The 23674-nt window shown below is 69.2% G+C and carries 17 protein-coding genes; 7 read left to right on the top strand and 10 right to left on the bottom strand.

The genetic code is table 11. The features are described 5' to 3' along the window. Nucleotides 1-48 precede the first annotated feature (48 nt). The 4 genes from QUD34_RS02825 (at nucleotide 49) to QUD34_RS02810 (ending at nucleotide 7390) form a co-directional block, all read left to right on the top strand. Complete coding sequence (locus QUD34_RS02825; protein ID WP_286355079.1) at nucleotides 49-1263, top strand: hypothetical protein; 1215 nt, start codon at nucleotides 49-51, stop codon at nucleotides 1261-1263. Nucleotides 1264-1369: 106 nt separating this feature from the next. Then, nucleotides 1370-5005 (top strand): DNA polymerase III subunit alpha, encoded by a 3636-nt coding sequence (gene dnaE / locus QUD34_RS02820; protein ID WP_286355078.1) that lies wholly within the window; start codon nucleotides 1370-1372, stop codon nucleotides 5003-5005. Nucleotides 5006-5104: 99 nt separating this feature from the next. After that, complete coding sequence (locus QUD34_RS02815) at nucleotides 5105-5806, top strand: helix-turn-helix domain-containing protein (protein WP_286355077.1); 702 nt, start codon at nucleotides 5105-5107, stop codon at nucleotides 5804-5806. A 39-nt stretch (nucleotides 5807-5845) separates the two neighbouring features. Next, entirely contained in the window at nucleotides 5846-7390 is a 1545-nt protein-coding gene (locus QUD34_RS02810) for a sigma-54-dependent transcriptional regulator (RefSeq protein WP_286355076.1), read from the top strand. 9 nt (nucleotides 7391-7399) lie between these two features. On the opposite strand, the gene QUD34_RS02805 is transcribed toward QUD34_RS02810, so the two are convergent. From QUD34_RS02805 to QUD34_RS02765, 9 genes are all read right to left on the bottom strand, one after another. Beyond that, nucleotides 7400-8674: a DUF2268 domain-containing putative Zn-dependent protease gene (locus QUD34_RS02805; RefSeq protein WP_286355075.1), complete on the bottom strand. Its 1275-nt coding sequence runs from the start codon at nucleotides 8672-8674 to the stop codon at nucleotides 7400-7402. Nucleotides 8675-8770: 96 nt separating this feature from the next. Then, on the bottom strand, nucleotides 8771-9727 hold the full coding sequence (locus tag QUD34_RS02800) for a YihY/virulence factor BrkB family protein (RefSeq protein ID WP_286355074.1): 957 nt from the start codon (nucleotides 9725-9727) through the stop codon (nucleotides 8771-8773). A gap of 16 nt (nucleotides 9728-9743) precedes the next feature. Then, complete coding sequence (locus QUD34_RS02795; RefSeq protein ID WP_286355073.1) at nucleotides 9744-9944, bottom strand: hypothetical protein; 201 nt, start codon at nucleotides 9942-9944, stop codon at nucleotides 9744-9746. 34 nt (nucleotides 9945-9978) lie between these two features. After that, complete coding sequence (gene lon, locus QUD34_RS02790; protein ID WP_286355072.1) at nucleotides 9979-12396, bottom strand: endopeptidase La; 2418 nt, start codon at nucleotides 12394-12396, stop codon at nucleotides 9979-9981. Between the two features lie 13 nt (nucleotides 12397-12409). Beyond that, nucleotides 12410-13654: an ATP-dependent Clp protease ATP-binding subunit ClpX gene (gene clpX / locus QUD34_RS02785; protein WP_286355071.1), complete on the bottom strand. Its 1245-nt coding sequence runs from the start codon at nucleotides 13652-13654 to the stop codon at nucleotides 12410-12412. Nucleotides 13655-13696: 42 nt separating this feature from the next. Beyond that, nucleotides 13697-14167, bottom strand: a complete 471-nt coding sequence (locus QUD34_RS02780) for a GreA/GreB family elongation factor (protein WP_286355070.1) — start codon at nucleotides 14165-14167, stop codon at nucleotides 13697-13699. 48 nt (nucleotides 14168-14215) lie between these two features. After that, entirely contained in the window at nucleotides 14216-15184 is a 969-nt protein-coding gene (locus tag QUD34_RS02775) for a lysophospholipid acyltransferase family protein (protein ID WP_286355069.1), read from the bottom strand. A 67-nt stretch (nucleotides 15185-15251) separates the two neighbouring features. Further along, nucleotides 15252-16364 carry a glycosyltransferase family 9 protein gene (locus QUD34_RS02770; protein ID WP_286355068.1) on the bottom strand — a complete coding sequence of 371 codons (1113 nt, stop codon included), beginning with the start codon at nucleotides 16362-16364 and terminating at the stop codon, nucleotides 15252-15254. Continuing rightward, nucleotides 16361-17662 (bottom strand): arginine deiminase, encoded by a 1302-nt coding sequence (locus QUD34_RS02765; RefSeq protein WP_286355067.1) that lies wholly within the window; start codon nucleotides 17660-17662, stop codon nucleotides 16361-16363. The genes QUD34_RS02770 and QUD34_RS02765 overlap by 4 nt, the downstream gene beginning before the upstream one ends. A gap of 197 nt (nucleotides 17663-17859) precedes the next feature. Here QUD34_RS02765 and QUD34_RS02760 point away from each other — a divergent pair, with 197 nt between their 5' ends. The 3 genes from QUD34_RS02760 to QUD34_RS02750 all read left to right on the top strand — a co-directional run bounded on the left by QUD34_RS02760 (nucleotide 17860) and on the right by QUD34_RS02750 (nucleotide 20681). After that, nucleotides 17860-18441: a peroxiredoxin gene (locus QUD34_RS02760; protein ID WP_286355066.1), complete on the top strand. Its 582-nt coding sequence runs from the start codon at nucleotides 17860-17862 to the stop codon at nucleotides 18439-18441. A gap of 309 nt (nucleotides 18442-18750) precedes the next feature. Beyond that, nucleotides 18751-19362, top strand: a complete 612-nt coding sequence (locus QUD34_RS02755) for a lysophospholipid acyltransferase family protein (RefSeq protein ID WP_286355065.1) — start codon at nucleotides 18751-18753, stop codon at nucleotides 19360-19362. A gap of 5 nt (nucleotides 19363-19367) precedes the next feature. Then, entirely contained in the window at nucleotides 19368-20681 is a 1314-nt protein-coding gene (locus QUD34_RS02750) for a protoporphyrinogen/coproporphyrinogen oxidase (protein ID WP_286355064.1), read from the top strand. On the opposite strand, the gene QUD34_RS02745 is transcribed toward QUD34_RS02750, so the two are convergent. Next, complete coding sequence (locus QUD34_RS02745) at nucleotides 20674-23541, bottom strand: DUF748 domain-containing protein (protein WP_445991595.1); 2868 nt, start codon at nucleotides 23539-23541, stop codon at nucleotides 20674-20676. The two genes, QUD34_RS02750 and QUD34_RS02745, sit on opposite strands and share 8 nt — an antisense overlap. Nucleotides 23542-23674 lie beyond the last annotated feature (133 nt).

Below are 23674 nucleotides of genomic sequence, written 5' to 3'. Positions count from 1 at the left end.
TGGATTAGGCTGGACCCATCCATCCTCCCACCCCCGCAAGGGAATCGCATGCAACTCCTGGACTGGCCCTTCCTCGATGCCCTGCAGACCGGGGCTCTGGCGGCCCTGTTCGTCAGCTACATCACGGATGCCCTGTCGCGGCGGGACCGCATGATGGGCTGGCTGGCCCTCACCTGCCTCCTGGTGGGGTGCCGGCATGGCGTCCTGGCCCTGGGCACCCTGCCCGGCATGAACCCCGATCTGGTGGACCGGGCCCAGAGCCTGCTGGTGGTCTTCGGCTTCATCGCCCTCTGCACGGCCCTCACCAAGCTCTTCCCGAACCACATCCCTCCCCGGTTCCCGGGGTGGATCGCCCTGGGCATGGTGCCCAACTATGTCCGCAACCTGGTGCTGCCCCACCCCGGCCTGGCGGATGCCTGGGCCCACCATGCCTACAACGCCACCTACCTCGTGGGCTGCGGCTGCATCATCTACTGGACCCTGCGGGCCAAGCAGGACGGGGATCCGCTGGGGCGCCGGCTCTTCCTGGGGTTCATCGGGGTCACCCTGCCCGTGGTGATCGAGATCGCCGCCCACAGCCTCTTCGGCCTGAAGATCCGCCTCTCGGGTTTCAGCCTCGTCATCCTCGCCATGGCCATCGGCACCTCCTGGCAGTGGTTCGTGGTCCATGCCATGGAATCGCGCATCCACCGGGCCGAGACGGAGGTGGAAGTCTGGCGCAGCCTCGTGCCGGGCAATGCCTTCCGCACCGACCGGCCCTCGGCGCTGATGGAGAACCTCTTCGGAACCACCTGGGCCGACCGGGTGCGGGAGTCCCCCGACCTGCCGCTGCTGGCGGTGGACGGCGTGCCCTACCGGCTGAAGACCCGCGTCCTCTACCACCACGAGCGGCTGGGATGGTACGAACGCGATGGGGAGACCCAGCCCGGCGCCCGGGGCTTCCTCTCCGGCTGGACCGTGGCCCTGGGCATGGACGATCCGGCCTCCACCGCCCGGGTCCAGGCCTGGCTGCGGGAGTGGGGCGCCGAGGTTCAGCTCTGGGGCACCATGCCGCCCCGGGAGGGGCCCTACCCCAGCGTCCTCATCTGGGCCCGGGAGCCCAGCATCCTCGCGGTCTGGCGGGAAGGCGACATCCAGCGCCGCCGTCCCCGCTGGGTGCAGGTGGGGGGGCCCACCACCGAAGGCCCCCATGCCCGCCTGGAGGGGACCACGGAGGAGCGGCCCCTCCGGGAGCTCCTCCAGGATCTGCTGTCCCGGCGCTGAGCGCCCCGAAAGCCCGCGGACCGCCGAAAAGCAGGCTGAAGGCCCGGGAGCCTGTTGAGCCCTGGGCACTTGCCCCGGGGCGGACCTTCCATCGGAGAATGGCTGCATGAGCTTCGCCCATCTCCACCTGCACACCGAACATTCGCTCCTCGACGGCCTGACCCGCATTCCCGATCTCGTGAAGAAGTGCCGGGCCTCCGGCATGCCCGCCGTGGCCGTCACCGACCACGGGAACATGTTCGGCATGATGAAGCTCTACGACGCCTGCGAAAAGACAAGGGATGCCGAGGGCAACTGGGCGGTGAAGCCCATCCTGGGCTGCGAAGTCTATGTGGCTCCCAAGACCCGCTTCGACCGCAAGCTCGAGGCCAAGAACACCACCGGTGAAGAGGGCCTGGAGGACTGCGTGGATCCCAGCGGATCGCGCGACGCGGGCTACCACCTGGTGCTGCTGGCCAAGAATCCCGTGGGCTTCGCGAACCTCTCGAAGCTGGTATCGGCGGGCTTCACCGAAGGGTTCTACTACAAGCCCCGCATCGACAAGGACATCCTCCGCGAGCACAGCGAGGGCCTCATCGCCCTGTCGGCCTGCCTGGGCGGCGAGGTGCAGGCGCGCATCCTCCAGAACCGACTGGACCAGGCGGAGCGCGTCTCCCGTGATTTCCGCGACATCTTCGGCGAGGACTTCTACCTGGAGATCCAGGACCAGGGCTTCGACAAGGAGAGGGAGATCATCCCCTATCAGATGGAGCTGGCGAAGAAGCTGGGCATTCCCCTGGTGGCGACCAACGATGCCCACTACCTCAACCACGAGGACGCCGACCTGCACGACACGCTCCTGTGCATCGGCACCAAGACCACCAAGGCCAAGGAGAAGCGCATGCGCTTCTCCACCGATCAGTTCTTCGTGAAGACGCCCGAGGAGATGCGGGCCGTCTTCCCGGACCACCCGGAATACCTGGAACGCACCCTCGAGATCGCCGCCAAGATCGACCTCTTCCCCATCACGCGGAAGCCCGTCACGCCCCGCTTCCCGGTGCCCGAGGGCTACGATCTCGAATCCTACTTCCTGCATGTGGCGAAGGAGACTTTCGAGCAGCGTTTGGTGGAGTGCCGGCCTCTTTGGCAGGCAGGTGCGCTGAAGCACGCAGAGGATGAATACCGCGCGCGCCTGGCCTTCGAGCTCGACATGATCCTGAAGATGGGCTTCCCGGGCTACTTCCTCCTGGTCTGGGACTTCATCCGCAAGGCCCGGGAGATGGGCGTACCCGTGGGCCCCGGCCGCGGCTCGGCGGCGGGCAGCATCGTGGCCTGGTCCATGAAGATCACGGACATCGATCCTATGCAGTACGATCTGCTGTTCGAGCGCTTCCTGAACCCGGAGCGCGTGTCCATGCCCGATGTGGACATCGACTTCTGCCGCGACGGCCGGCAGAAGGTCATCGACTATGTCACCGAGAAGTACGGCCAGGACAAGGTGAGCAACATCGTCACCATCAACCAGCTCAAGACCAAGGCCGTGATCAAGGATGTGGCGCGGGTCTTCGAGAAGGATTTCGCCTTCGCCAACAACCTCACCAAGCTGGTGCCGCAGGAGCCCGGCAAGCCCATCACCGTCGGCGAGGCGCTCGAGAAGAGCGACAAGCTGCGCGAACTGTACGAGAGCGACCCCGAGGTGAGGAACATCCTCGACATCTCGGCGCGCCTCGAGGGCCTGTCCCGCAACACCGGCGTCCACGCGGCGGGGGTGATCATCGCGCCGGATGAGCTGACGCAGTTCGCGCCGCTCAGCATGGACAAGGACAAGAAGGTGATGGTGCAGTACACCATGATCGAGGCCGAGCGGGCGGGCCTGCTGAAGATGGACTTCCTGGGCCTGGAGACGCTCACTCAGATCGCGAAGACGCAGGAGGTCATCGCCCGGCGCCACGGCCAGCCCAAGGACATGACCACCATCCGCACCTTCGACGACCGGAAGACCTTCGAGCTCTTCGCCGCCGGGGACACGGACGGGGTCTTCCAGTTCGAGTCCGGGGGCATGAAGCAGCTGCTGCGCCAGCTGGGCCCCGACCGCTTCGACGATCTCATCGCGCTCAACGCTCTCTTCCGTCCCGGCCCCCTGGGCGCGGGCATGGGCACGACCTATGTGGAGCGCCGGCATGGCCGCGAGCCCGTGACCTACATGTTCCCGGATCTGGAGCCCATCCTCGCTCCCACCTACGGCGTGATCCTCTACCAGGAACAGGTCATGCAGATCGCCAGCCTCGTCGCCGGCTACTCCCTGGGCGAAGCCGACATGCTGCGCCGCGCCATGGGCAAGAAGGACAAAGAGAAGATGGCGAAGGAGAAGACCAAGTTCATCGAACAGGGCGCCGCCCGCGGCTACGACAAGGCCAAGGTCGCGGAGATGTTCGATCTCATCGAGTACTTCGCCGGCTACGGCTTCAACAAGAGCCACAGCGCCGCCTACGCCATGGTGGCCTACGAGACCGCCTACCTGAAGGCCAACTACCCCGTGGAGTTCATGGCGGGCCTGCTGTCCACCAAGTCGGGACGCACGGACGATGTGGCGAAGTATGTGCAGAACTGCCGGGAGCGGGGCATCGAGGTGCTGGGCCCCGACATCAACCAGTCGGCGCTGGACTTCACCGCCACCTCCGAACGGCAGATCCGCTTCGGATTTGCCGCGGTCAAAGGACTCGGGGAGGCGGCGCTCCAGGCCATCCTCGAGGCCCGCGAGGCCGAAGGCGGCTTCAAGGACCTCTTCCATGCGCTGAAGAGCACCGACCTGCAGAAGGCCAACCGCAAGGTGTGGGAATCCCTCATCAAGGCCGGGGCCTTCGACAGCCTGGAGCCCAACCGGGCCGCCCTCATCGAGGGCCTGCCCGGAGCGGTGTCCGCGGCCTCCCGCAGCGGCGGCGACGAGGGCATGACCAGCCTCTTCGACGACGCGGAGCTGGCCAGCCTCAGCGAAGATTGGCGCGTGCCCGAGAATGTCGAGCCCTGGGACCGCAAGACGCGGCTGGCCGCCGAACGGGAGGTGCTGGGCCTCTTCGTCAGCGGGCACCCCCTCGAGGAGTTCGCCGACGCCATCCAGGTGCACACCCACGGCACCCTGTCGAAGATCCTGGAGGATGTGGCCTCGGGCCGCCTGCGCGACCGGAATGAGGTGACGCTGGGTGCCATGGTCTCCACCGTGGCCTTCAAGACCAACCAGAAGGGCGAGCCCTGGGCCATCCTCCAGGTGGAGGATCCCGCCGGCAAGATGGAAGTGCTGCTCATGGCCAGTAAGTGGGACCCCGTCACCAAGAAGCCCGGCCGGCGGCCCTTCGAGCAGTACGGCCACCTCGCCCTGCCCGAGGCCATGCTGCGCATCACGGGCGAGCTGCGGGTGGAGACGATCCAGGCCAACGGCAACGGCAATGGCAACGGCGACTCCGAAGAAGAAGAGGAGCAGACCGTGGTGAAGGTCTTCGCCACCCTGCTCGAGCCCCTGGAACGCTTCCAGGGCCAGGGTTTCACGGGCGCCCTGGTGCGCCTGCCCCCAGGGGAATGCCCCCCGCGCCTGGCCGCCCTCCTGGGTGACCACCGGGGCGACCTCCCTGTGACCTTCGAATACCGCTCCAAGGAGGGCCTCGTGGCTCGCGTGAGGGCCAGCCGGGATCTGCGCCTGAAGCACGATCCCGACCTGGCGGAAAAGCTCGCCAAGGAAACGGGCTGCTCGCTGACCTGGACTTACTAGGGTCTGTTGTCAAAACAGACCCTCGCGCCCCTTGGCCCTGGCACCACACCCGCCCAAGATGGACGGAACCATGGAGCCCTTCTGATCCCCCTCCCGCTGTTGCCGGGCCATGCCCGCTGGGGCGCCCATCTGGACGCGCTGGTGGCCCGCGCCGAAGGGCTGTGGGTTCACGGCCCCGCGGGCTCCGGCGTCTCCACGCTGGCGGCCGAGCTCGCCCGGCGCCGCGGGGCGCCGTGGATCGAAGCCGGGGAGGAACCCGATGCGGGGACCTGGCTCACCACCCATCCAGGGGGCGTGATCGCCGCCCGGCACCCGGCCCCCGAGGGGCTCGCCTGCCTGGATCTGGCCCTGCCGGAGGTGGAGGAGCATCCCGAGGCCATTCCGGCCCTCCTGGCAGCCCTCGCCGTCGAGGAGGGCCTGGAGGGGCCTCTGCCCCCGGCCCTGGGCACCCTGCCCTGCCCGGGCAACCTGCGGGAACTGCGGAACCGGATCCTGCGCTGGAAGCTGCTGGGTCAGCTGCCCGAGCCCGGTCCCGCGGGGCCGCCGCGCTTCGAAGCCGAGGACCTGGCCACCAACCTGCATGAACTGGAGCGCTTCCTCCTGCATCGCGCCCTGCGCCGGGCCTACGGGAACCGGGTGGAGGCCGCCGCGCGCCTCGGGGTGAGCCGCCGCCAGCTCTACCTGCTCATCCGCCGCCACGGCGATCCCGTCCGGGGCGAATCCGGCGCTGGGGACCTCCCCCAGCGACTCCGGAAGCGCCGCCCCCCCCAAAACTCCAGTCCCGGCCCCGGCACCCGATAACAGGTGGAGCGGCCGTCATGGCCGTCTGGATGCTGAGCTATGGCGACTCCCCTTCGGGTGCTGGTGGTGGACGACGATCCCGGGATGCGGGATGGCATGGCCATGAGCCTCAAACGGTCCGGGTTCTTCGCGGAACAGGCCCGGGGCGGCGAGGAGGCCCTGCGCATGGTGCGGCCCGGCGCCTACGATGCCGTGGTCACGGACCTGCGCATGCCCGGCATGGACGGCCTGCAGCTCACGGCCCGCCTCAAGGCGGTGGACCCGGCCCTGCCCGTCCTGCTCATCACTGCGTTCGGCAGCCTGGAGACCGCACGGGAGGCCATGCGCCTGGGCGCCTTCGACTTCCTCTCCAAGCCCTTCAGCCCCGAGGAACTCACCCTCGCCCTGAACAAGGCGCTCAAGTCCGAGGGCCACCTCAAGGCCGAAGAGCCGGCCCAGGCCCCGGTGATCCTCACCCAGGATCCCGTGCTGGGCGAGACGCTGGCCCTGGCCCGCCGGGCCGCGGACAGCCGCGCCACCATCCTCATCCAGGCCGAAAGCGGCACCGGCAAGGAGCTGCTGGCCAAGCTCATCCACGGCTCCAGCCCGCGCCGCAGCGGCCCCTTCGTGGCCATCAACTGCGCGGCCATCCCCGAGAACCTGCTGGAATCCGAGCTGTTCGGTTACGAGAAGGGCGCCTTCACCGGCGCCACGGGCACCAAGGCCGGGCGCTTCGAGCAGGCCGACGGCGGCACCCTGGTGCTGGACGAAGTGGGCGAGCTGCCGCTGGGACTCCAGGGCAAGCTGCTGCGCGTGCTTCAGGAGCGCACGGTGGACCGCCTGGGCGGCACCCGTCCCATTCCCGTGGATGTGCGGCTCATCGCGCTCACCAACCGCGACCTCCAGGCCGAGGTGAAGGCCGGGCGCTTCCGCGAGGACCTCTACTACCGCCTGAATGTGATCCCCCTGGACCTGCCCCCCCTGCGCGACCGGCCGGGTGACCTGAACCTGTTGGCCTCCCACTTCGCCGAGCGGTACGCCCGGGAGAACGAGCGCCCCGTGCCCGAGCTGGTCCCCAGCTTCTTCGCCGCCCTCACGCGCCATCCCTGGGCCGGCAACATCCGCGAGCTGGAGAATGTCATCCAGCGCTGCGTGGTGCTGAGCCAGGGCCGCCGCCTCAGCCAGCAGGACCTCCGCTGGCTGCTGCCGGCCGAAGCTTTCGAGGATCTGCCCGACGACCCCCCCGAAAGCCTGGCCATCGAGCCCTGGGCGCCCCCCGCCGCCAGCAGCGCGGCGGCACCCGCCCGGCGCGAAACGGCGGCCGCCCCCCCCGGTACCGCGCCCGCCGGTGCCGTGATCGCCGATCCCCAGAAGCCCCTCGTCGGCGTGCCCATGGGTACCCCCGTGGTGCTCCCCTTGGGCCTGAGCCTGCCTGAACTCGAGCGCTTCTGGCTGCTCTCCACCCTCAGCGCCCTGAAGGGCAACCGCACCCACGCCGCCGAGCAGCTCGACATCGCCCTGCGCACCGTGCGCAACAAGATCAACGAGTACAAGGCCGACGGCTACGCCATCCCCGCCAGCCAGCGGGGGCGGGACGAAGACTGAGCCCCGGACCTACTTCAGATCCTCTCCATATCGGCTGGCCTTGAGGATCCCCTCGAAGTCGTTCGAGGTCAGGATGTCCCGGATCGCCTGCGGCTTGTCCTTCGCCCGGTCGTAGTAGGCCTGGGCGATGCGGAAACCCAGGAAGTAGCCGAGGTCGGCAGGGCGTCCCTCGCGCCGGCTGCTGCCGTAGAGCCACCTCGAGGCGTCGTCCCCCCCCATCTCCGTCCGGAACTGCTTCCACAGCTCGGCCTCGTGGGCGTAGCCGTAATCGTAGGCGATCTGGTTAAAGTTCCCCTCGCAGATGAGCGAGGCGAGGAAATCGGCGGAGCCTTCATGGAAGGCCTTCCCGAGCAGGGTCCGCGCGTCGTGCCTCTGCTGGAAGTGGATCAGCTCGTGGGCGATGATGCTGGGCAGATCCGTGTGCGCATGGATGGCCGCCCGGTGCCAGCCGTCCATCTCGTCCAGGGGCACGCCCGGCCCTCCGCCGAACAGATCGACGCCGATCAGCAGGCCGTTGGAGGACGAGGTCCCGCCGGAGTTCAGGGCGCCCATGACGAAGGTGACATCGGGGAAGGTGGCCTCAGCATAGAGCGCCTTGAACCGCCGGAAGGCTTGGCGCACGGCCGGTTCGGCCCCAGCCGCCTTCAGGGTGTGGGTCCGGATGGCCGCGAAGTACCTGGGATGGTGCTGGAGGACGGCCTGGAGGTTCGCGGCGCTCAGGATCCGGTTCGGGATGAAGTCCTGCAGCCCCACGCTGCCGGCATCGAGGTATTCGCGGGTCAGCAGGCCCACCGGATCGGCGGCGGCGGGGAGCTTTGAATGAACTTTCCAGAAGAGTTCCACATCGGAGGTCACGAAGGCCGCGCCTTCAGGATCCGCGTGCCTGGCCAGGAAGCGGGCTTCATTCGCCACGGCGCCGGCCACCAGGTCCGTCCACCGCGGATCTCCCCGGAGCGGAGCCAGGTCGGCGCTGCCGCGCAGCTCTCCGGCGTCACGGAATCCGAGCCCGATGGCCTGCCGCAGCAGGGTGAATGCGCCCTCCCGATCCCCCGCCAGGATGCTGGCCCGCGCCCCGTCGAAGGGATGCCGGGCGCTCTTTGCCCCCCGGGCGACCGCGCGCCGGTAGCACTCGGCGGCCCGGGCGTAATCCTTCGCCAGGTGGGCCTTGCGGCCCTGCAGGGCGAGCTCCACCGCGGATACCTGGGATTCCTGAACCCGGGGTTCCTGGGCGAGGGCGCATAGGGTGAGGGTCAGGGCGGCCACGAGGCGTTGGAGGCGTGGCATGCGGAGGCTTCGCAAGGGAACCTCGTCCGGAGATGGCCCGGGGCCGGGCTGGCGATGGACGGAGCTACGACCACCTGCCCCGGCGGTTTAGATCGCCTAGGATTTCGCCGGATCCCCGGCCTTCGCCCGGAGCCAGGGCGGCACGGTGGTGGCGCCGGATTCGTGGCGGTAGAAGGCCGCCGTGATCTCGGCGCCCAGCAGCAGGATGGCGCAGCTGTAGTAGAGGAAGGTCAGGGCCGCGACGATGCCCAGCAGGGAGCCGTACATGATGCCCCAGGTCAGGGTGTGCCGCAGGTAGACGCCGAAGCCCCACTTCGCCAGCCACCACAGGGCCGTGGAGATGGCCGCGCCGAGGAAGGCATGGCGGAACTTCACATGCAGGCGTGGGAGGTGCTGCAGCACCATGGTGACCACCAGCAGGCCCAGCAGGGGCCCCATGTAGGGCAGCAGGTCCGCCTGCTTCATGGGGATGACTTTCCGTAGGGCGCCGCCGATGATCAGCGTCAGGAAGATCACCATCGTGAGCAGCCCGCCCACCAGGAAGGCCACCTGGCGCAGCAGGTGGTTCTTGCGGGTCTGCCGGTGCTTCTTGATGCGCAGGCCGAAGACATGGGCGAGGCTGGTGTCCAGCTGGCTGATGCCCCAGTAGCTGCCGAAGAGCAGCACGAACCAGGAGAGGCCCATGCCGCCGATCTTCTGGCTGTTGGCCAGGGCGTCCACGACGAGCTTGTCCGGCAGGTAGGGCACGATCTCCTCCAGCGTCTTCAAGGTCGCCGGCCCGTAGGCGCGGCTGCCGAGGATGGCCCCCAGCAGTTTGAAGAGCAGCGTGGACAGCGGCACCAGGCTCACGATGAGCCAGAAGCTGAGGCCCGCAGCGTAGCTCAGGCAGTCATCCTTGTGGTACTTGCCCAGCACCTCGACCGTGAAGGCCCCGGCCCGCCCCAGGGGCGGCACGGCGCGGGCGATCTCATGCCACAGGACGGCCAGCACCCGGCCGATCCGCTCCAGGATGGCGATCAGGTTCGCCCAGAGGCCCAGGACCTTCTCGACCACGGCCCCTCCTTCCGGGTCAGAAGCGGACGGGATGCCGGGGCAGCAGGTACATCAGCCAGGCCAGGGCTAGCCCGATGCCGATGAGCCCCGCCGCATGCTTGAGGATCGAGGCCCGCGTCCGTTCCGGTCGCGTCGTCGGGTGCAGCAGGCCCAGCACCAGGGCGATGCCGAGACCCATGACGACGAAGTGGAGGACATGACTGGCGAGAAAGCGCATGGGGAAAGGGTAGCAGGCCGGAGCCCCGCCTTCCCTACTGCGCCGTCGCCGGATTCTCCCGGGCGGGAGCGGGGGCCGGCGCGCCCTCGGCCTGGAGGGGTTGGGGCATCCGGGTCAGGGCCAGCTGGATGACCTCGTCCATGTGGCTCACGAGGTGGATGCTCAGCTGCTCGCGGACCTCGGCGGGGACATCCTCCAGGTGGCGGGCGTTCTCGCTGGGAATGAGCACGGCCTTGCGCCCCTGCCGGTGGGCGGCGAGGAGTTTTTCCTTGAGACCGCCGATGGGCAGCACCCGGCCCCGCAGGGTCAGTTCACCGGTCATGGCCAGGTCGGCCCGGGCGGGGATGCCCGTCAGCACCGAGATCAGCGCCGTGGCCAAGGTGATGCCGGCGCTGGGGCCATCCTTCGGGATGGCGCCCTCGGGCACATGGACATGCAGATCCACGGTGTCGAGGAAGTCGCGCTTCAGGCCCAGGCGCTCCGCCCGGGCGCGCACATAGCTCAGGGCCAGGTTGGCGCTCTCCTGCATGACCTCGCCCAGCTTGCCCGTGAGCTTGAGGTTGCCCTTGCCGGGCAGCACGGCGGCCTCGATGGTCAGCAGGTCGCCGCCCGTGGGCGTCCAGGCCAGGCCGTTCACCAGGCCTGGCGGAGCCGTGTCCTCCGCGCGGGTCTCCAGGAATTTCTCGGGCCCCAGCAGTTTCGGTACCCGATCGGCGGTGATGACGGGGTCGAAGGGTTCGCCCTTTTCGGGCTGGAGCGTGTGCCGGGCCAGCTTGCGGAGGATGTTGGCGATCTCCCGCTCCAGCTGGCGCACGCCCGCCTCGCGGGTGTAGGCCTGCACGAGCTTCTCCAGGGCGGCCGGCTCGAAGCGCACGCCCACATCCTTCATGCCGTGGCCTTCGAGCGCACGGGGGAGCAGATGCTGCTCGGCGATGGCCAGCTTCTCCTTGGTGGTGTAGCCGCTGAGCTCCAGCACCTCGAGGCGGTCCTCCAGCGGTTCGGGGATCTGGTGGCGGATGTTGGCCGTGGCCAGGAAGAGCACCTGGCTCAGGTCGAAGCCCACATCCAGGTAGTGGTCCTGGAAGCTGGCATTCTGCTCGGGATCGAGTACTTCGAGCAGGGCGGAGCTGGGGTCGCCGCGGAAATCCGAGGCCATCTTGTCGATCTCGTCCAGCAGCATGAGGGGGTTGCGGACCTTGGCCTTCTTCATCAGCGAGATGATGCGGCCGGGCATGGAGCCGATGTAGGTGCGGCGGTGGCCGCGGATCTCGGCCTCGTCGCGCACCCCGCCGAGCGACAGCCGCACGAAGGGCCGGTTCAGGGCCCGGGCGATGCTGCGCGCCAGGGAGGTCTTGCCGACGCCCGGTGGGCCGACGAGGCAGAGGATCGGTCCGCGAAGGGGGGGACGGGCGCCTTCCTCCCCGTTCTCACCCTTCTGCAGCCGCGCCATGACGGCGAGGTGCTCGAGGATGCGGGCCTTGATCTTGTCGAGGCCCGAGTGGTCCTCGTCCAGCACGCGCTCGGCTTCCGTCAGGTCGAGCCGCTCTTCGGCCATGGCCTTCCAGGGCAGGGCCAGCAGCCAGTCCAGGTAGGTGCGGCTGACGGTGGCCTCGGCGCTCTGGGGCGGCATGGCCTCCAGGCGCTCCAGCTCCTCCAGGGCCTTGGCCTTGGCTTCAAGGCTCATGCCCGCGGCCTCGATCTGATCCTTCAGGCGCGTGGATTCGTCCTTCTCTTCCTTCTTCCCCAGCTCCTGCTGGATGACGCGCATCTTCTCGTTCAGCACATAGTGCTTGTGATCCTGATCCAGGCGCTGGCGGGTCTTCTCGTCCAGGGTGCGGTCCACTTCGGAGCGGGCGGAATCCAGCTCCAGCAGGCGCATGAGCGCCTCGAGCCGGGGGCCGATCTCCAGCTGCTCGAGGATGTCCTGCTTGGCCTTCACCTCGGCGGGCACGAGGCCGGCCACGGTGTCGATGGCCTTGCCCAGGGGCAGCTCGCGGATCTGATCCATGCTCAGCAAACGGGAGGCATCCGGGTTGCGGCCCAGGAAGGCCTCCACGGCCTGGTGGAAGGGCTGCAGGGATTCGCCTGCCGGGTGGCTGGGCTCCGGCAGCAGGTAGGCTTCGGCCTGGATGACCTCGCCGCTGTCGTCGTAGCGGCGGAGGTTCACCCGGGCGATGCCCTTCACGCCCACCTTGTAGTAGTCCTTGGGCAGGGCGATGACCGATTCCACCAGGGCCAGGGTGCCGATGGCGAAGAGGTCGTCCTGGCCCGGCGTCTCCACCTTGGCGTCCTTCTGCGTGAGCATCAGGAGGTGGTCGCCGGCCTTGATGGCCAGCTCCAGCGTGCGCACCGAGGCCGACCGCCCCACCACGAAGGGCACCCGCGCTCCGGGGAACAGCACCATGTCCCGGATGGGAATGGCCGGCAGGGTCAGGGTTTTGGGAACGGCCAAGGAACGCCTCGATTCAGCCCGCGGCGGAGATGGGCTGGGAGGGCAGACCCAGCACTTCCTCCACTTTCTGGCGGGTGATGCGCAGGGACTCGCGGGAGGTGCGCTTGTCCGAGGGCAGCTCGTACATGGGCTCCAGCAGGATCTGCTCCACCAGGCTGCGGAGGCCGCGGGCGCCCAGCTTGCGGGTGAGCGCCTGCTCCGCGATGGCGGCGATGGCCCCCTCCTCGAAGCTCAGGTCCACATCGTCCATGTCGAAGAGCTTCACGAACTGCTTGGTGATGGCGTTCTTCGGCTGGGTGAGGATGGCCACCAGGGCCTCGCAGTCCAGGGGCGACAGGCCCGCCACCACGGGGAGGCGGCCCACCAGCTCGGGGATGAGCCCGAACTTGATGATGTCCTCGGGCTCCACCAGGCGCAGGAAGTTCTCCTTGTCCTCCTTGGAGGAGGGCGTGGAGCCGAAGCCCACGGCCTTGGCGCGGATGCGCTGCTTGATGATGTCCTCGATGCCCACGAAGGCGCCGCCGCAGATGAATAGGATGTTGCTGGTGTCCAGCTGGATGAACTCCTGGTGCGGGTGCTTGCGGCCGCCCTGGGGCGGGACATTGGCGACCGTGCCCTCCACCAGCTTCAGCAGGGCCTGCTGCACGCCCTCGCCGCTCACATCGCGGGTGATGCTGGGGTTCTCGCTCTTGCGGCCCACCTTGTCGATCTCGTCGATGAAGACGATGCCCCGCTGGGCCCGCTCCACATCGTAGTTGGCGGCCTGCAGCAGCTTCGTGAGGATGTTCTCGACATCCTCGCCCACATAGCCGGCCTCGGTCAGGGTGGTGGCGTCGGCCATGGCCAGGGGCACATCCAGGAAGCGGGCCAGGGTCTGGGCCAGCAGGGTCTTGCCGGTGCCCGTGGGGCCCAGCAGCAGGATGTTGCTCTTGGACAGCTCGACCTCGGCGCCGCCGAGGGCCTTGCGGGGGGTGAGGATGCGCTTGTAGTGGTTGTAGACCGCCACGCTCAGGCGCTTCTTCGCGGCCTCCTGGCCGATGACATAGTCGTCCAGGAAGGCCTTGATCTCCTTGGGCCGGCTGAGCCGGGCCTCGTGCTTGCCCAGGGGCTTGCCCTGGCGGCTCATGCGCAGCTGGAGCTGCCCGGCTTCCAGGCACTCGTTGCAGATGAAGGCCTCGGGTCCCGCGAGGAGCTGTTCCACCTCGTGGGGCTCCTTGCCGCAGAAGGAGCATTTCTGCTCGCGCTTGTATTTATTCATCTGTCACTCCCCTCCTGGGGGCTGAACTGAACGGCACCGTGCCTAGGCTACATCGTGAATGGTCTTGAGTTCCAGGATCTCGAAGCGCCGGGTGCCCGCGGGGATCTGGACGCGGACCTCGTTGCCCTCCTCCTGGCCCACCAGCGCCATGCCGATGGGGGAGCTGATGCTGAGATGCTGCGGGTGGCCATCCAGTTCCTCCGGAAGCACCAGCGTGTAGGTGAATTCCTCCTCGGAATCGAGGTCCAGGATCGTGACTTTGGAGCCGTAGGCGGCCCGGGACTTGGGCAGGCGGCTGATGTCAAGGCTGGCCACTTCGGAGATGCGCTTCTCGATGGTCACGAGCTTGTTCTGGAACATGTCGCGCTTGGCGAGGGCCTGCTCGTACTCGGCGTTTTCGGACAGGTCGCCCTGCCCGGCCGCCCGGGCGATCTCCTGGGGGATGTCCACCAGGAGGGCCTGCTTGATGTCCTTGAGTTCTTTCTCGAGCTTCACGAGCACGTGCTTGGGCATGGTCATGTCCGGGGAAAGGGTCAAAAAAAGTCGGGCCGAGGGGCCCGGTCACACGCGGGAGAGTTGAACCGATTCTACCCATTCTGGGGGCGGAAGCGGAGCCGGAAGGGGGTTCCCCTCGCCGGGGCGGGTCTTGAAGCGGCGGTGCATCCAGAACCACCAGCGGGGGTCCTTCCGGATCTGATCTTCGATGCGGGCGGTCATGAGCTGGGTGGCCACCCAGGCGTCCTTCGCCGCATCGCCGGTGACGGGCACCTGGAAGGGGGGCTCGAAGCGGACGGTGGTGGTGCCATCGGGGTTGGGCCAGCTAAAGACCGGCAGCACGGGCAGGCCATAGCGCGCAGCCAGACTGCCGGCGGTGCCGAAGGTGGAGGCCCACTGGCCGAGGAACTTCACCCACACGCCCATCGTGAGGGCGTCCTGATCCAGCAGGAACCCCACGCCGCGGCCGGCCTTGAGGGCTTTCAGCGTCTCCCGCATGGCGCCGTCCTTGAGGATCACCCGGTTGCCGAACCGGGTGCGGAAGCCCAGGGAGATGGGCTCCAGCAGCGGGTTGTCCAGCTCCCGCCCGATGGCATCCAGGGTACGGCCGTGGCGGCTCTGGGCCAGGGCGATGGCCTCCCAGTTGCCGTAGTGGCCCGTGAGCTGGATGAAGCCCTTGCCGGAGGCCTGGGCGGCATCGAAGTGCTCCAGCCCCTCGACTTTGATCCAGCGGTCCAGCTCTTCCGGCGTGGCCCGGCGCAACCGCAGCAGGCCCACGAACAAGGCCCCGAAGTGCCGGAAGCAGGTGCGGGCCATGGCCCGGGTCTCCGCTTCGGAGAGGCCCAGGTCCGCGAAGCGCAGGTTCTCCCGGACGATGCGGCGGTGCCGGGGGTCCACCAGATAGAACAAGGTGCCCGCGGCCTCCCCGAGGGCCTGCACCGTGGCCCAGGGCAGGCGCCCGATCACGCCGTCCAGCAGGCGGAAGACGCCGTACTCCAGGCGGTGCCGGAGCGTGGGGGCGGGAGGAAGGGTCATGTCGGCCATAAAAAAAGGGGCGCCTCGGGGTGACGAGGCGCGGAGGACCAGTCTAACAGGAACCCCTTCAGGATTCTTTCGTGAGCAGTGTCAACACTTCCATCACGCGAGCCGGGGAGATCCGATGGGCGCTGGAGCCATGGGTGGGGAAGTCCGCCACCGCTCCCGGATCGCAGTCCACATCCGGCCCCCGCAGGGCCAGGGCCCGGGGCCCGATGGGGTTCACCCAGACCTCGGGGCTGGGCCCGAAGAGGGTCACCGTGGGCCGCCCCGTGGCCGCGGCCGTGTGCGCCAGGCCCGTGTCGATGGCCACATTGCCCCAGGCCGCGGACTGGATGGCGCAGGCTTCGGGCAGGGTGGTCCTCCCCGCCAGGTTCAGCGCGCCGGGCACCGCCGCGGCGAGCTCGGCGCCCAGCGGCGCCTCGTCCGGCCCGCCCAGCAGGACCGGGCAGAGGCCGCGGGCCTGGAGGAGCCGCATCAGCTCGGGCCAGGTGCGGCCCTCGGGGAACCAGCGCTTGCCGAAGCCCCGGGTGCCGAAGGCCAGGGTGGCGTAGGGCTCGCCCTCCCAACCCGCCTCGCGGAGCTTCTCGGGCCCCTTCCGCCCACCCAGCAGGTCCGGCGTGAGGGGCAGCCACAGGGCCCGGTCATCGCCTGTGAGCGTCGCCAGCAGGGGCTGGATGCGGGTGGCGATGTGCAGGGGCAGGTCACGGTATTTGATGGGGTGGTGGTAGAGCAGGCGCAGGTGGTTGTCGGCGATGCCGGCCCGGATGGGCACCCGGCTCAGCCAGGCGGCGAAGGGCAGCCGGGCGCTCTGCGAGAGGTTCAGGAAGGCGGCGGGGGGCCGCTTCCGCCAGCCCCGCACCAGGGCCCAGGGATCGGGCTTGGCGGCTCCGCCCCCTTCGATGTGGGACGCGGCGATGAAGGCGGGATCGGCCTCCGACAGCAGGGCGGCGCCGATGTGATGGCCCACGGCGACCCACCGCAGCTGCACGCCCCGGGCCGCGGCCACCGCGTTCCAGTGGTGCTGGAGGGTCCGCAGGAAGGGGAGCGTCATCACGACATCACCCAGCTGGCGCGGGAAGCGGATCCACACCTCGGGCGCGGCGCCCTGGGCCAGGGCGCGGTCCAGCTCGGCCAGCACCGGGTGGCCGGTCACGCGCTCGCCCGGGCCGGCGCTCATGCGCCTTCCCGCGACAGCGGCATGGTCATGCAGCGGGGGCCGCCCCGGGCCCGGCTCAGCTCGCCGGCCTCGATCTGGATCAGGTACTTCCGGCCATCCAGCAGGTCCAGGCCCGCCTCCGTCAGGACCTGCTGGGCGGTCACCACCCGGTAGCCGGCCTTGTCGAGGGCCTCCCCCGTGGCGATGTTGCGGGCGTAGCTGGCGATGACCCCCGGGGCCAGGCAGAAGGCGTTGGCGCCGTCGGTCCACTGCTCCCGCTGCTGGAGGATGGGATCCTTCCCGCCGCAGAAGATCGGCTGCAGGTCCACGCCCACGGCCTTCAGCGACCGGAGCAGGCTCGGCTGGGTGCTCATGCGCAGCTCCGGGTGGCGCAGATCGACGCTGGTGACATTCAGGAGCTCCCGGCTGCCCTCCAGGAAGTAGGGCGGGTAGACCAGACACTCGCCCTCGCTGGTGCGCGTGAAGATGGTGTCCAGGTGCATGGCGCTGCGCTTCTTCGGCATGAGCACCATGAGCAGGTGGTCGAAGCTGTCCTCGTTCTCGGCCCGGTGCGCCCGCAGGGATTCGGCCAGCAGGTGGATGGCGTCGGCCTGGGTGCGCTCGCTGCAGCCCACGGCCAGCACTTTGCGGCTGAGCACCAGGATGTCCCCGCCTTCCAGGCTCACCGGGGCCTTGATCTCGCCGCGCACCAGGGGCGTGACCTGGTCGAACCATTTGTCCTGGTCCGTGTGGTGCTTCAGCCGTGGGTGGTGCCGGAACACATAGCTGAGGATCAGGGGCTCGCGCTCCCGGGCCCAGGTGGCCATGGAGTTCACGCTGTAGCCGTCCCCGATGACCGAGGCGGGATCCCGCATGAACAGCAGGTTCGGGATGGGCCGCACCCGGTAGTCGAACTCCTCCTCCCAGCGCGTGTGCCCGGGCATGTCGTCCCAGGGGAGGCCGCCGATGACGCTGCGCGCCGCATCGGCCGGGGCCATGTCCCGCAGCAGGTTGCAGGTGTCGTCCGGCAGGCCCACCAGGCGCCGCAGATCCTCGATGAAGGCCAGCTTGACGCCCTGGTCCTGGAGCGACTCGATGAAGAGGTCCTGGATGTCCAGCACCTCATCGGCCACCTTGGCCAGCACCTTCCGGAACTGCTCGTGCTCGTAGCGCGCCAGGTCGCCATGGAGGATGTCGTCGAAAAGCAGCTTTTCCATCATCCCCGGCACCATCAGGTCCACCTCGGGGCCGGGGTTGTGGATCACCACCTGCTTGAGGCGGGCGGTCTCGGAGAACACGGAAAGATGGATGGGTTGCATGGGGGTCCTGGGCGGGTCTGGAACCCCGCAGGTTAGCATGAAAGCCGCATCCCGACTGCATCTGCGTATCTCAGTTGACCTGCGGGTTCAATATTCTTTACCAATTTGGTCGGACATTCTCCTTGAACCCCCCGGAGCCCCGCCGTAGCCTGATTCTTCCCACCGGACCCAGGGGCAAGTCCCCATTTGGAGGCATCATGGCCGCATTCGTCACCCAGCCCGCACCCGACTTCAAGGCCAAGGCCCTGGTCAACGGCGAGTTCAAGGAAGTCTCGCTGTCCGACTACAAGGGCAAGAAGGTCGTGCTCTTCTTCTACCCCCTCGACTTCACCTTCGTGTGCCCCACCGAGATCCTGGCCTTCTCCGACGCCATCAAGGAGTTCGAGGCCCGCAACACCCAGGTCATCGGCGTGAGCGTGGATTCCCATTTCAGCCACTGGGCCTGGGCCAACACGCCCCGCAAGGACGGCGGCATCCACGGCGTGTCCTTCCCCCTGGTCTCCGACCTGAACAAGACCATCGCCCAGGACTACGGCGTGCTGCTGCCCGCCGGCATCGCCCTGCGGGGCCTGTTCATCATCAACGCCAAGGGCGAGCTGAAGCACATCACCGTGAACCACAACGACCTGGGCCGCAGCGTGGAGGAAGTCCTCCGTCTCCTCGACGCCATCGACTTCACCGAAGAGCACGGCGAAGTCTGCCCCGCCAACTGGCACAAGGGCGAGAAGGCCATGAAGCCGACCTCCGACGGATTGAAGGCCTATGTAGCCTCCAAGTAATTGGAGGAGATCACACGCAGCGGGCGCCGAAAGGCGCCCGCGGTGTTTGCGCCGAGGCGGAATGACCTTCGGGCCATGACCATCCGACCGACGCGCAGCGAAGGGAGGATGGGACGGAATCGCCGCAGGCGATGGCCGCCCGCAGGGCGAGGGCCGGAGGCCCGAGTCAGGCCGACCTCCGATGGATTGAAGGCCTATGTGGCCTCCAAGTGAATTGGAGGAGATCGCACCCCGCGGGCGCCGAAAGGCGCCCGCGGGGTTTGTGCGGGAATGCGGGTTAATCTGGGGGCCCGTCTCGCGAGGAACCGGTTGAAGCAGCCCCTGGAATGTCCGCACCCGCCCGAGGTCCTCCGCCAGGCCCGGAGCCGGATCTGGCCGACGCTTGGACGGGCCTACCTGCGGCTGGCGGGCTGGCGGATCGAGGGCGCGTTCCCGGAGGTCCCCAAGTGCGTGGCCGTGGTGGCCCCCCACACCTCGAACTGGGACTTCACCCTGGGCGTGGCCTTCATGTTCGCGGCCGGCCTGCGCGTGTCCTGGCTCGGCAAGCACGCGCTGTTCAAGGCCCCGTTCAGGCGGATGCTCCGGTCGCTGGGCGGCATTCCCGTGGACCGCCGGGCCAGCCATGGCGTGGTCGGCGCCTGCGTGAAGGCGTTCGAGGCCGCCCCCGCCCTTCTGCTGGCCCTGGCGCCGGAGGGCACCCGCAAGGGCGTGAGCCAGTGGAAGACGGGCTTCTATCAGATCGCCTCCGAGGCGGGGGTGCCCATCCTGCCCGTGGGTTTCGACTACCGCGACCATGTGATCCGCTTGATGCCCCTGTTCAGGCCCAGCGGTGACCGGGAGCAGGATATCCCCCGGATCCAGGCCCTGTTCGAGCAGGTCCACGGCCTGCGCGAACGCCCCACGGAAGGCCCGAAGGGCTGAGCCCCGTGGACGCCCCCCGGACCCGCATCCTCGTCCTCGGCGGTGGCCTCTCGGGCCTGCTGGCCGCCTGGCAGCTGCGCCGGCCGGACCGGGCCATCGAAGTGTGGGAGGCCTCATCCGCCGTGGGCGGCTGGGCGCAGACGCTGCCCTGGCCCGGGCCGCAGGGCGAGACGGGCTTCCTGGAACGGGGCCCGCAATCGCTCCGGGTGGGCCGGAACGGGGCCCTGGAGCGCCTGCTCCGCGATCTGGATCTCGAGCTGCGCCCCCCCGGACCCAAGGGCCCCCGCTGGCTGGGCAAGGAGGGGCGCAGGCATCCCAGCCCAACCTCGCTCACGGGCCTGATGCGGGCGCCGGGGCTCAGGTTCCGGGAGAAGCTGCGGTTGCTGGCCGAACCTCTCATCCCGCCTGGAGACGGAACGGAAGAGAGCTTGCACACCTTCTTCGCCCGCCGCCTGGGCGAGGGCTTCGCCCGGGAGCTGTTGCCCGCGCTGGTGGCCGGCGTGCTCGCGGCCCCGCCCGAACGCCTCAGCGTGGATGCGCTCCCACGGCTGCGGCGCCTGGACGAAAAGGGGGGCCTCCTGCTGGGCGGCCTGCGGACCGGCCCGGAGCGCACGGACCTTCCGGCAGGCGGAACCGGCGCCCTGGCCCAGGCGCTGGCCGCCCGCCTCGGGTGCGTGACGACGAACCGCGCCGTCCGGGCCCTGGAGCTGCTACCGGAGGGACGCTGGCGGGTCCACGGAGATGGCCTGAGCTGGGAAGCGGACGCCGTCCTCCTGGCCCTTCCCACCCAGGTGGCCGCAGATCTGCTGAGGCCCGTGGCGCCCGAGTCCGCGGCCCTCCTCGAAGCGATCCCCCGCCTGAACCTCCGCGTCTGGCACAGCCGCCACGCCCTTCCTCCCGGCGGCAGCAGCGCCGGTTGGGCGCGCGGCTTCGGGCTCCTCGTGCACCCCCCGGAGGGCCAGGGTCTCCTGGGGTCCGTCTCCTTCGCGGCGGACGATCCGCGCGGCGTGCCGGGGCTGCTCCAGGTCCGCACCTATGTCGGCGGCGCCCATCCGGTGTCCCCCAGGCTGGAGGCCTGGCCTGGCGTGTTCCAGGAGCTGCGCCGCTGGCTGCCGGAACTGACCGAGCCCCTCCAGGTGCGGGAGGAGGCCTGCCCCGGGGCCTTCCCCCTGCTGGAACCCGGCCACCGGACCCGGGCGGCCCGCCTGGCCAGGGATCTTCCGCCGGGGCTCCACTGGCTCGGCGCCGCGCGGTTCGGCCCGGGCGTCCCCGATCTGGTCGAGGGCACCGAAGCCTGGGCGGCGGGCGCGGCTATTTGAGGGTGAAGACCACGGCCGCGCCTTTGGCCTGGCCGGTCCGCACGGGGAAGATCCGGGCGGGATCGGCCTTCGCCGTGTCCTGGAGCCAGGCGATGACCGCCTTCCCGCGGGCGTCGGCCAAGTGGATGAGGTCCGAAGGATCCACCCCCTGGGCCGAGAGCAGGCGCTGTTCCATCTCCGCGGGGGGCGGAGGTGGCGGGGTCGGCTTGACATCCTTGGCCGGCGGGAAGGCCCCCTCGTAGGCGGCCTTGAGCCAGCGCTCGCGCTCGGCCGCGGGCATGGGCCCCGGCTCGACCTGCTTCAGCGCCCTGGCCCGCGTCCGCTGCAGGAGCGCCTCCAGACTGGCCTTGCGCAGGGCCGCCCCGTCCTGGTCGGGGTCCGCCGCGCCCTCGGCCTCCAGGCGCAGCTCCGGCCGCTCGTGCAGCGCCTTGGCCAGGGCCTGCAGCTTGGGCGTCGCGGCCGCCTCCAGGGCGCTGGAGCCCGGCGCGAAGGCCAGGCTGCTGAGGTCCCCCGCATCGCTGCCGAAGAGCTTGCCGATCAAGGTGAAGGGTGAGGTGGCGATCTTCCCCAGCAGATTGAAGACGGCCTTCCACACGAGCTTGCCGTACTTCACATCGGGATCGTCCAGGTTGCCCTCGATGGGCAGGTCGAAGGCGATGACGCCCTTGCGGTCCCGCAGGATGGCCAGGCCCAGCTTCACGGGCAGGCCCGTGGCATCGGGGCTCTGCACCTTCTCGCCCAGGTAGAACTGATCCAGCTTCACGGCGTTGTCGGCCTTCAGGTTCCGGTGGTCGATGCGCAGCCGGGCGTCCACATCCAGCTTGCCCTTCTGCACGGTGTAGCCCAGGTACTTGCCGGTGTAGGGAGTGAAGTCCGTGAGGTCGGCACCCTGGATCTTCAGCGTCACATCGGTGTCCAGGTCGCTGCGGAGGGGCATCGCGTGGCCCGTGATGGTGATGGGCGCGAGCCCGCCGGCACGGCCCTTGAAATCGACCTTCGACGAGACATCGGGGCGGCTGGAGAGGCCCAGGTAGCTCCCCTCCAGATCACTGAGCACCAGCGCCGCATTGGGTTGCACGGAGCGGTCGATGTAGCTGAGGCGGCCGCCCGTGATGCCGAAGGTCACGATGGTCAGGTCCGGCGAACCGGCGGGCGTGGCGGGCAGGACGGCGGCCGTGGGGGCGGCAGGCTTGCCTTCCGGGGCCAGCCGCAGGGCCCGGGCCACATTGGTGCTGCCGTCGGGCTGCACCACGACGCGGCCTTCGGGATCCGTCCAGTCCACGGTCTGGATGGCCACGGACAGGGGCGCCGAGCGGAGGTCCGCCCCCACCAGGCGCAGCTGCTTCCAGCGCAGGAAGGGCTCATTCAGGGCCGCGTCCCGAACCTCGAAACCCTGCACCGAGGCGGCGCCCCGGTAGGTGACGCCATCGGTCTTGCGCCCTTCGAAGGCGAAGCGCACGCGCCCCTCGGCCCCCAGCTTTCCCGAAGCGATGCGCAGGTCCAGCGCCGAATCCAGGTAGGGATCCCAGGGTGCCAGATCCAGGCCCTCCGCCTTCAGCTGGAGGTCCCCGGTGCCCTTCAGGGGCGTCACGCGCCCCTCGGCCTTCAGGGAGCCGGCTCCGAGCTTCAGGTCCAGCGACATCGGGCTCGCGGCGGCGGGTTCCGCCGAGAGATCCTGCCCGTGCAGGTTCAGGTCCGTGGCCTCCGCCTGGACCGGGCGGGCGGGGCTCAGATCCTCCCAGCCCACGCGGAAGCCCTTGAGGGCCAGGTCGTGGACCCGCCATTGAAGGGGCTTCTCGTCGGGATCCTTGGTCCGGGGCTTGGGCGGCGCCACCAGGCGGGCCAGGTTGAGGCCCCCGTCCTTCGCCACCTGCACCCGCACCACGCCCCCCTCCGCAGTGATGGACCCCAGCTCCAGCGAGGGCGCCAGCAGGTCCGCCTTCCCGCCACGGATGTCCAGGAGGGGCAGCTCCACGGCGGGCTGGGCGACGCCCCGCTCGGCGACCTTCACATCCTTCAGGGTGAGCCCCAGCTCCGACAGCTCCACCACCCGGTGGCCCCCGCCCCACTCGACGCGGTACTGCGCCCGCACGGCCGCCGTGCCGCTGCGGATCTCGCTGGAGACCTGCTCCTGCTCATAGGGCCGGTACTTCGGGAGGGAGAGATTCTCCAGCAGGAGGCTGCCCCTGGAGGTGAAAGGCTGGAAGCCCAGATCCCCCTTCCAGGCCACATGCTCCTTGGCCTCGGTCCAGGCCTCCAGCGCCACGCCGCTGCGGTTGCCCACCTCGGTCCGCAGCCCCTCCAGGGTGAACGCGATGGGTCCCACCACGGTCCGGAAGGGCGCCGACGCGGAGCCGTCGCTGAATTCGACGCGGCCCTCCCGCAGCCGGAAGCGGCGGACCTCCAGCACCCACTTGGAAGGGCTGGAAGGCGCGGCCTCCTCGGCCTTGCCGTCATCTTCCAGCAGGTCCTGGAAGTTCAGGCGCCCCTGGGCGTCCAGCGCGGTCCTGAAGGTCAGGCCTTCGACCTCCACCGTGGAAAGCCCCACGGTGTGGCTCAACAGGCGCCAGACATCGTAGTCCACGAAGAGGCGCCGGAGGGTGATCCAGTCGCCGCCCCCCCGTTCGGCGACGCGCGCGCCTTCGACCGTGACACCGAAGGTGAAGGGGTTGAAGCGGAGCTTCGCCACCGTGACGGGCCGCTTCAGGACCCTGGTCGCCTCCCGTTCGATGCGGGGCCGCACCAGGGCCGGCACCAGGAGGAAGCCCACCAGCAGCCAGGCCCCGTACATGCCTGTCAGAACCCCCATCAGGCGTCGCCAGCGGCGGAAAAAGGCCGAGAGAGGGGCTGGAATGGGCATGGGAAAAGCATAGACCCTTCCCACACCTGTGATTCAAGCCACAACCCTGTTCTCATGCCACGCCCGAGGTGGCTATCCTCCCTGAGTCGCGGAACGGCCAGGACTGCCACCCCCGAGCGTGTCGGCCCTCCGC

Origin of the sequence: Geothrix oryzae (genome assembly GCF_030295385.1) — a bacterium.
Classification (GTDB): Bacteria; Acidobacteriota; Holophagae; order Holophagales; family Holophagaceae; genus Geothrix; species Geothrix oryzae.
Note: the sequence above shows the minus strand (reverse complement) of the source record. Positions and strands in the feature narration are given on the sequence as shown.

Excerpts from the sequence above, each read along its gene's own strand:
- QUD34_RS02780 (WP_286355070.1), bottom strand. The coding sequence starts at position 14,167 with ATGCCCAAGCACGTGCTCGTGAAGCTCGAGAAAGAACTCAAGGACATC.
- QUD34_RS02825 (WP_286355079.1), top strand. The coding sequence starts at position 49 with ATGCAACTCCTGGACTGGCCCTTCCTCGATGCCCTGCAGACCGGGGCT.
- QUD34_RS02775 (WP_286355069.1), bottom strand. The coding sequence starts at position 15,184 with ATGACCCTTCCTCCCGCCCCCACGCTCCGGCACCGCCTGGAGTACGGC.
- QUD34_RS02805 (WP_286355075.1), bottom strand. The coding sequence starts at position 8,674 with ATGCCACGCCTCCAACGCCTCGTGGCCGCCCTGACCCTCACCCTATGC.
- QUD34_RS02810 (WP_286355076.1), top strand. The coding sequence starts at position 5,846 with ATGGCGACTCCCCTTCGGGTGCTGGTGGTGGACGACGATCCCGGGATG.
- dnaE (WP_286355078.1), top strand. The coding sequence starts at position 1,370 with ATGAGCTTCGCCCATCTCCACCTGCACACCGAACATTCGCTCCTCGAC.
- QUD34_RS02760 (WP_286355066.1), top strand. The coding sequence starts at position 17,860 with ATGGCCGCATTCGTCACCCAGCCCGCACCCGACTTCAAGGCCAAGGCC.
- QUD34_RS02770 (WP_286355068.1), bottom strand. The coding sequence starts at position 16,364 with ATGAGCGCCGGCCCGGGCGAGCGCGTGACCGGCCACCCGGTGCTGGCC.
- clpX (WP_286355071.1), bottom strand. The coding sequence starts at position 13,654 with ATGAATAAATACAAGCGCGAGCAGAAATGCTCCTTCTGCGGCAAGGAG.
- QUD34_RS02795 (WP_286355073.1), bottom strand. The coding sequence starts at position 9,944 with ATGCGCTTTCTCGCCAGTCATGTCCTCCACTTCGTCGTCATGGGTCTC.
- QUD34_RS02745 (WP_445991595.1), bottom strand. The coding sequence starts at position 23,541 with ATGCCCATTCCAGCCCCTCTCTCGGCCTTTTTCCGCCGCTGGCGACGC.
- QUD34_RS02765 (WP_286355067.1), bottom strand. The coding sequence starts at position 17,662 with ATGCAACCCATCCATCTTTCCGTGTTCTCCGAGACCGCCCGCCTCAAG.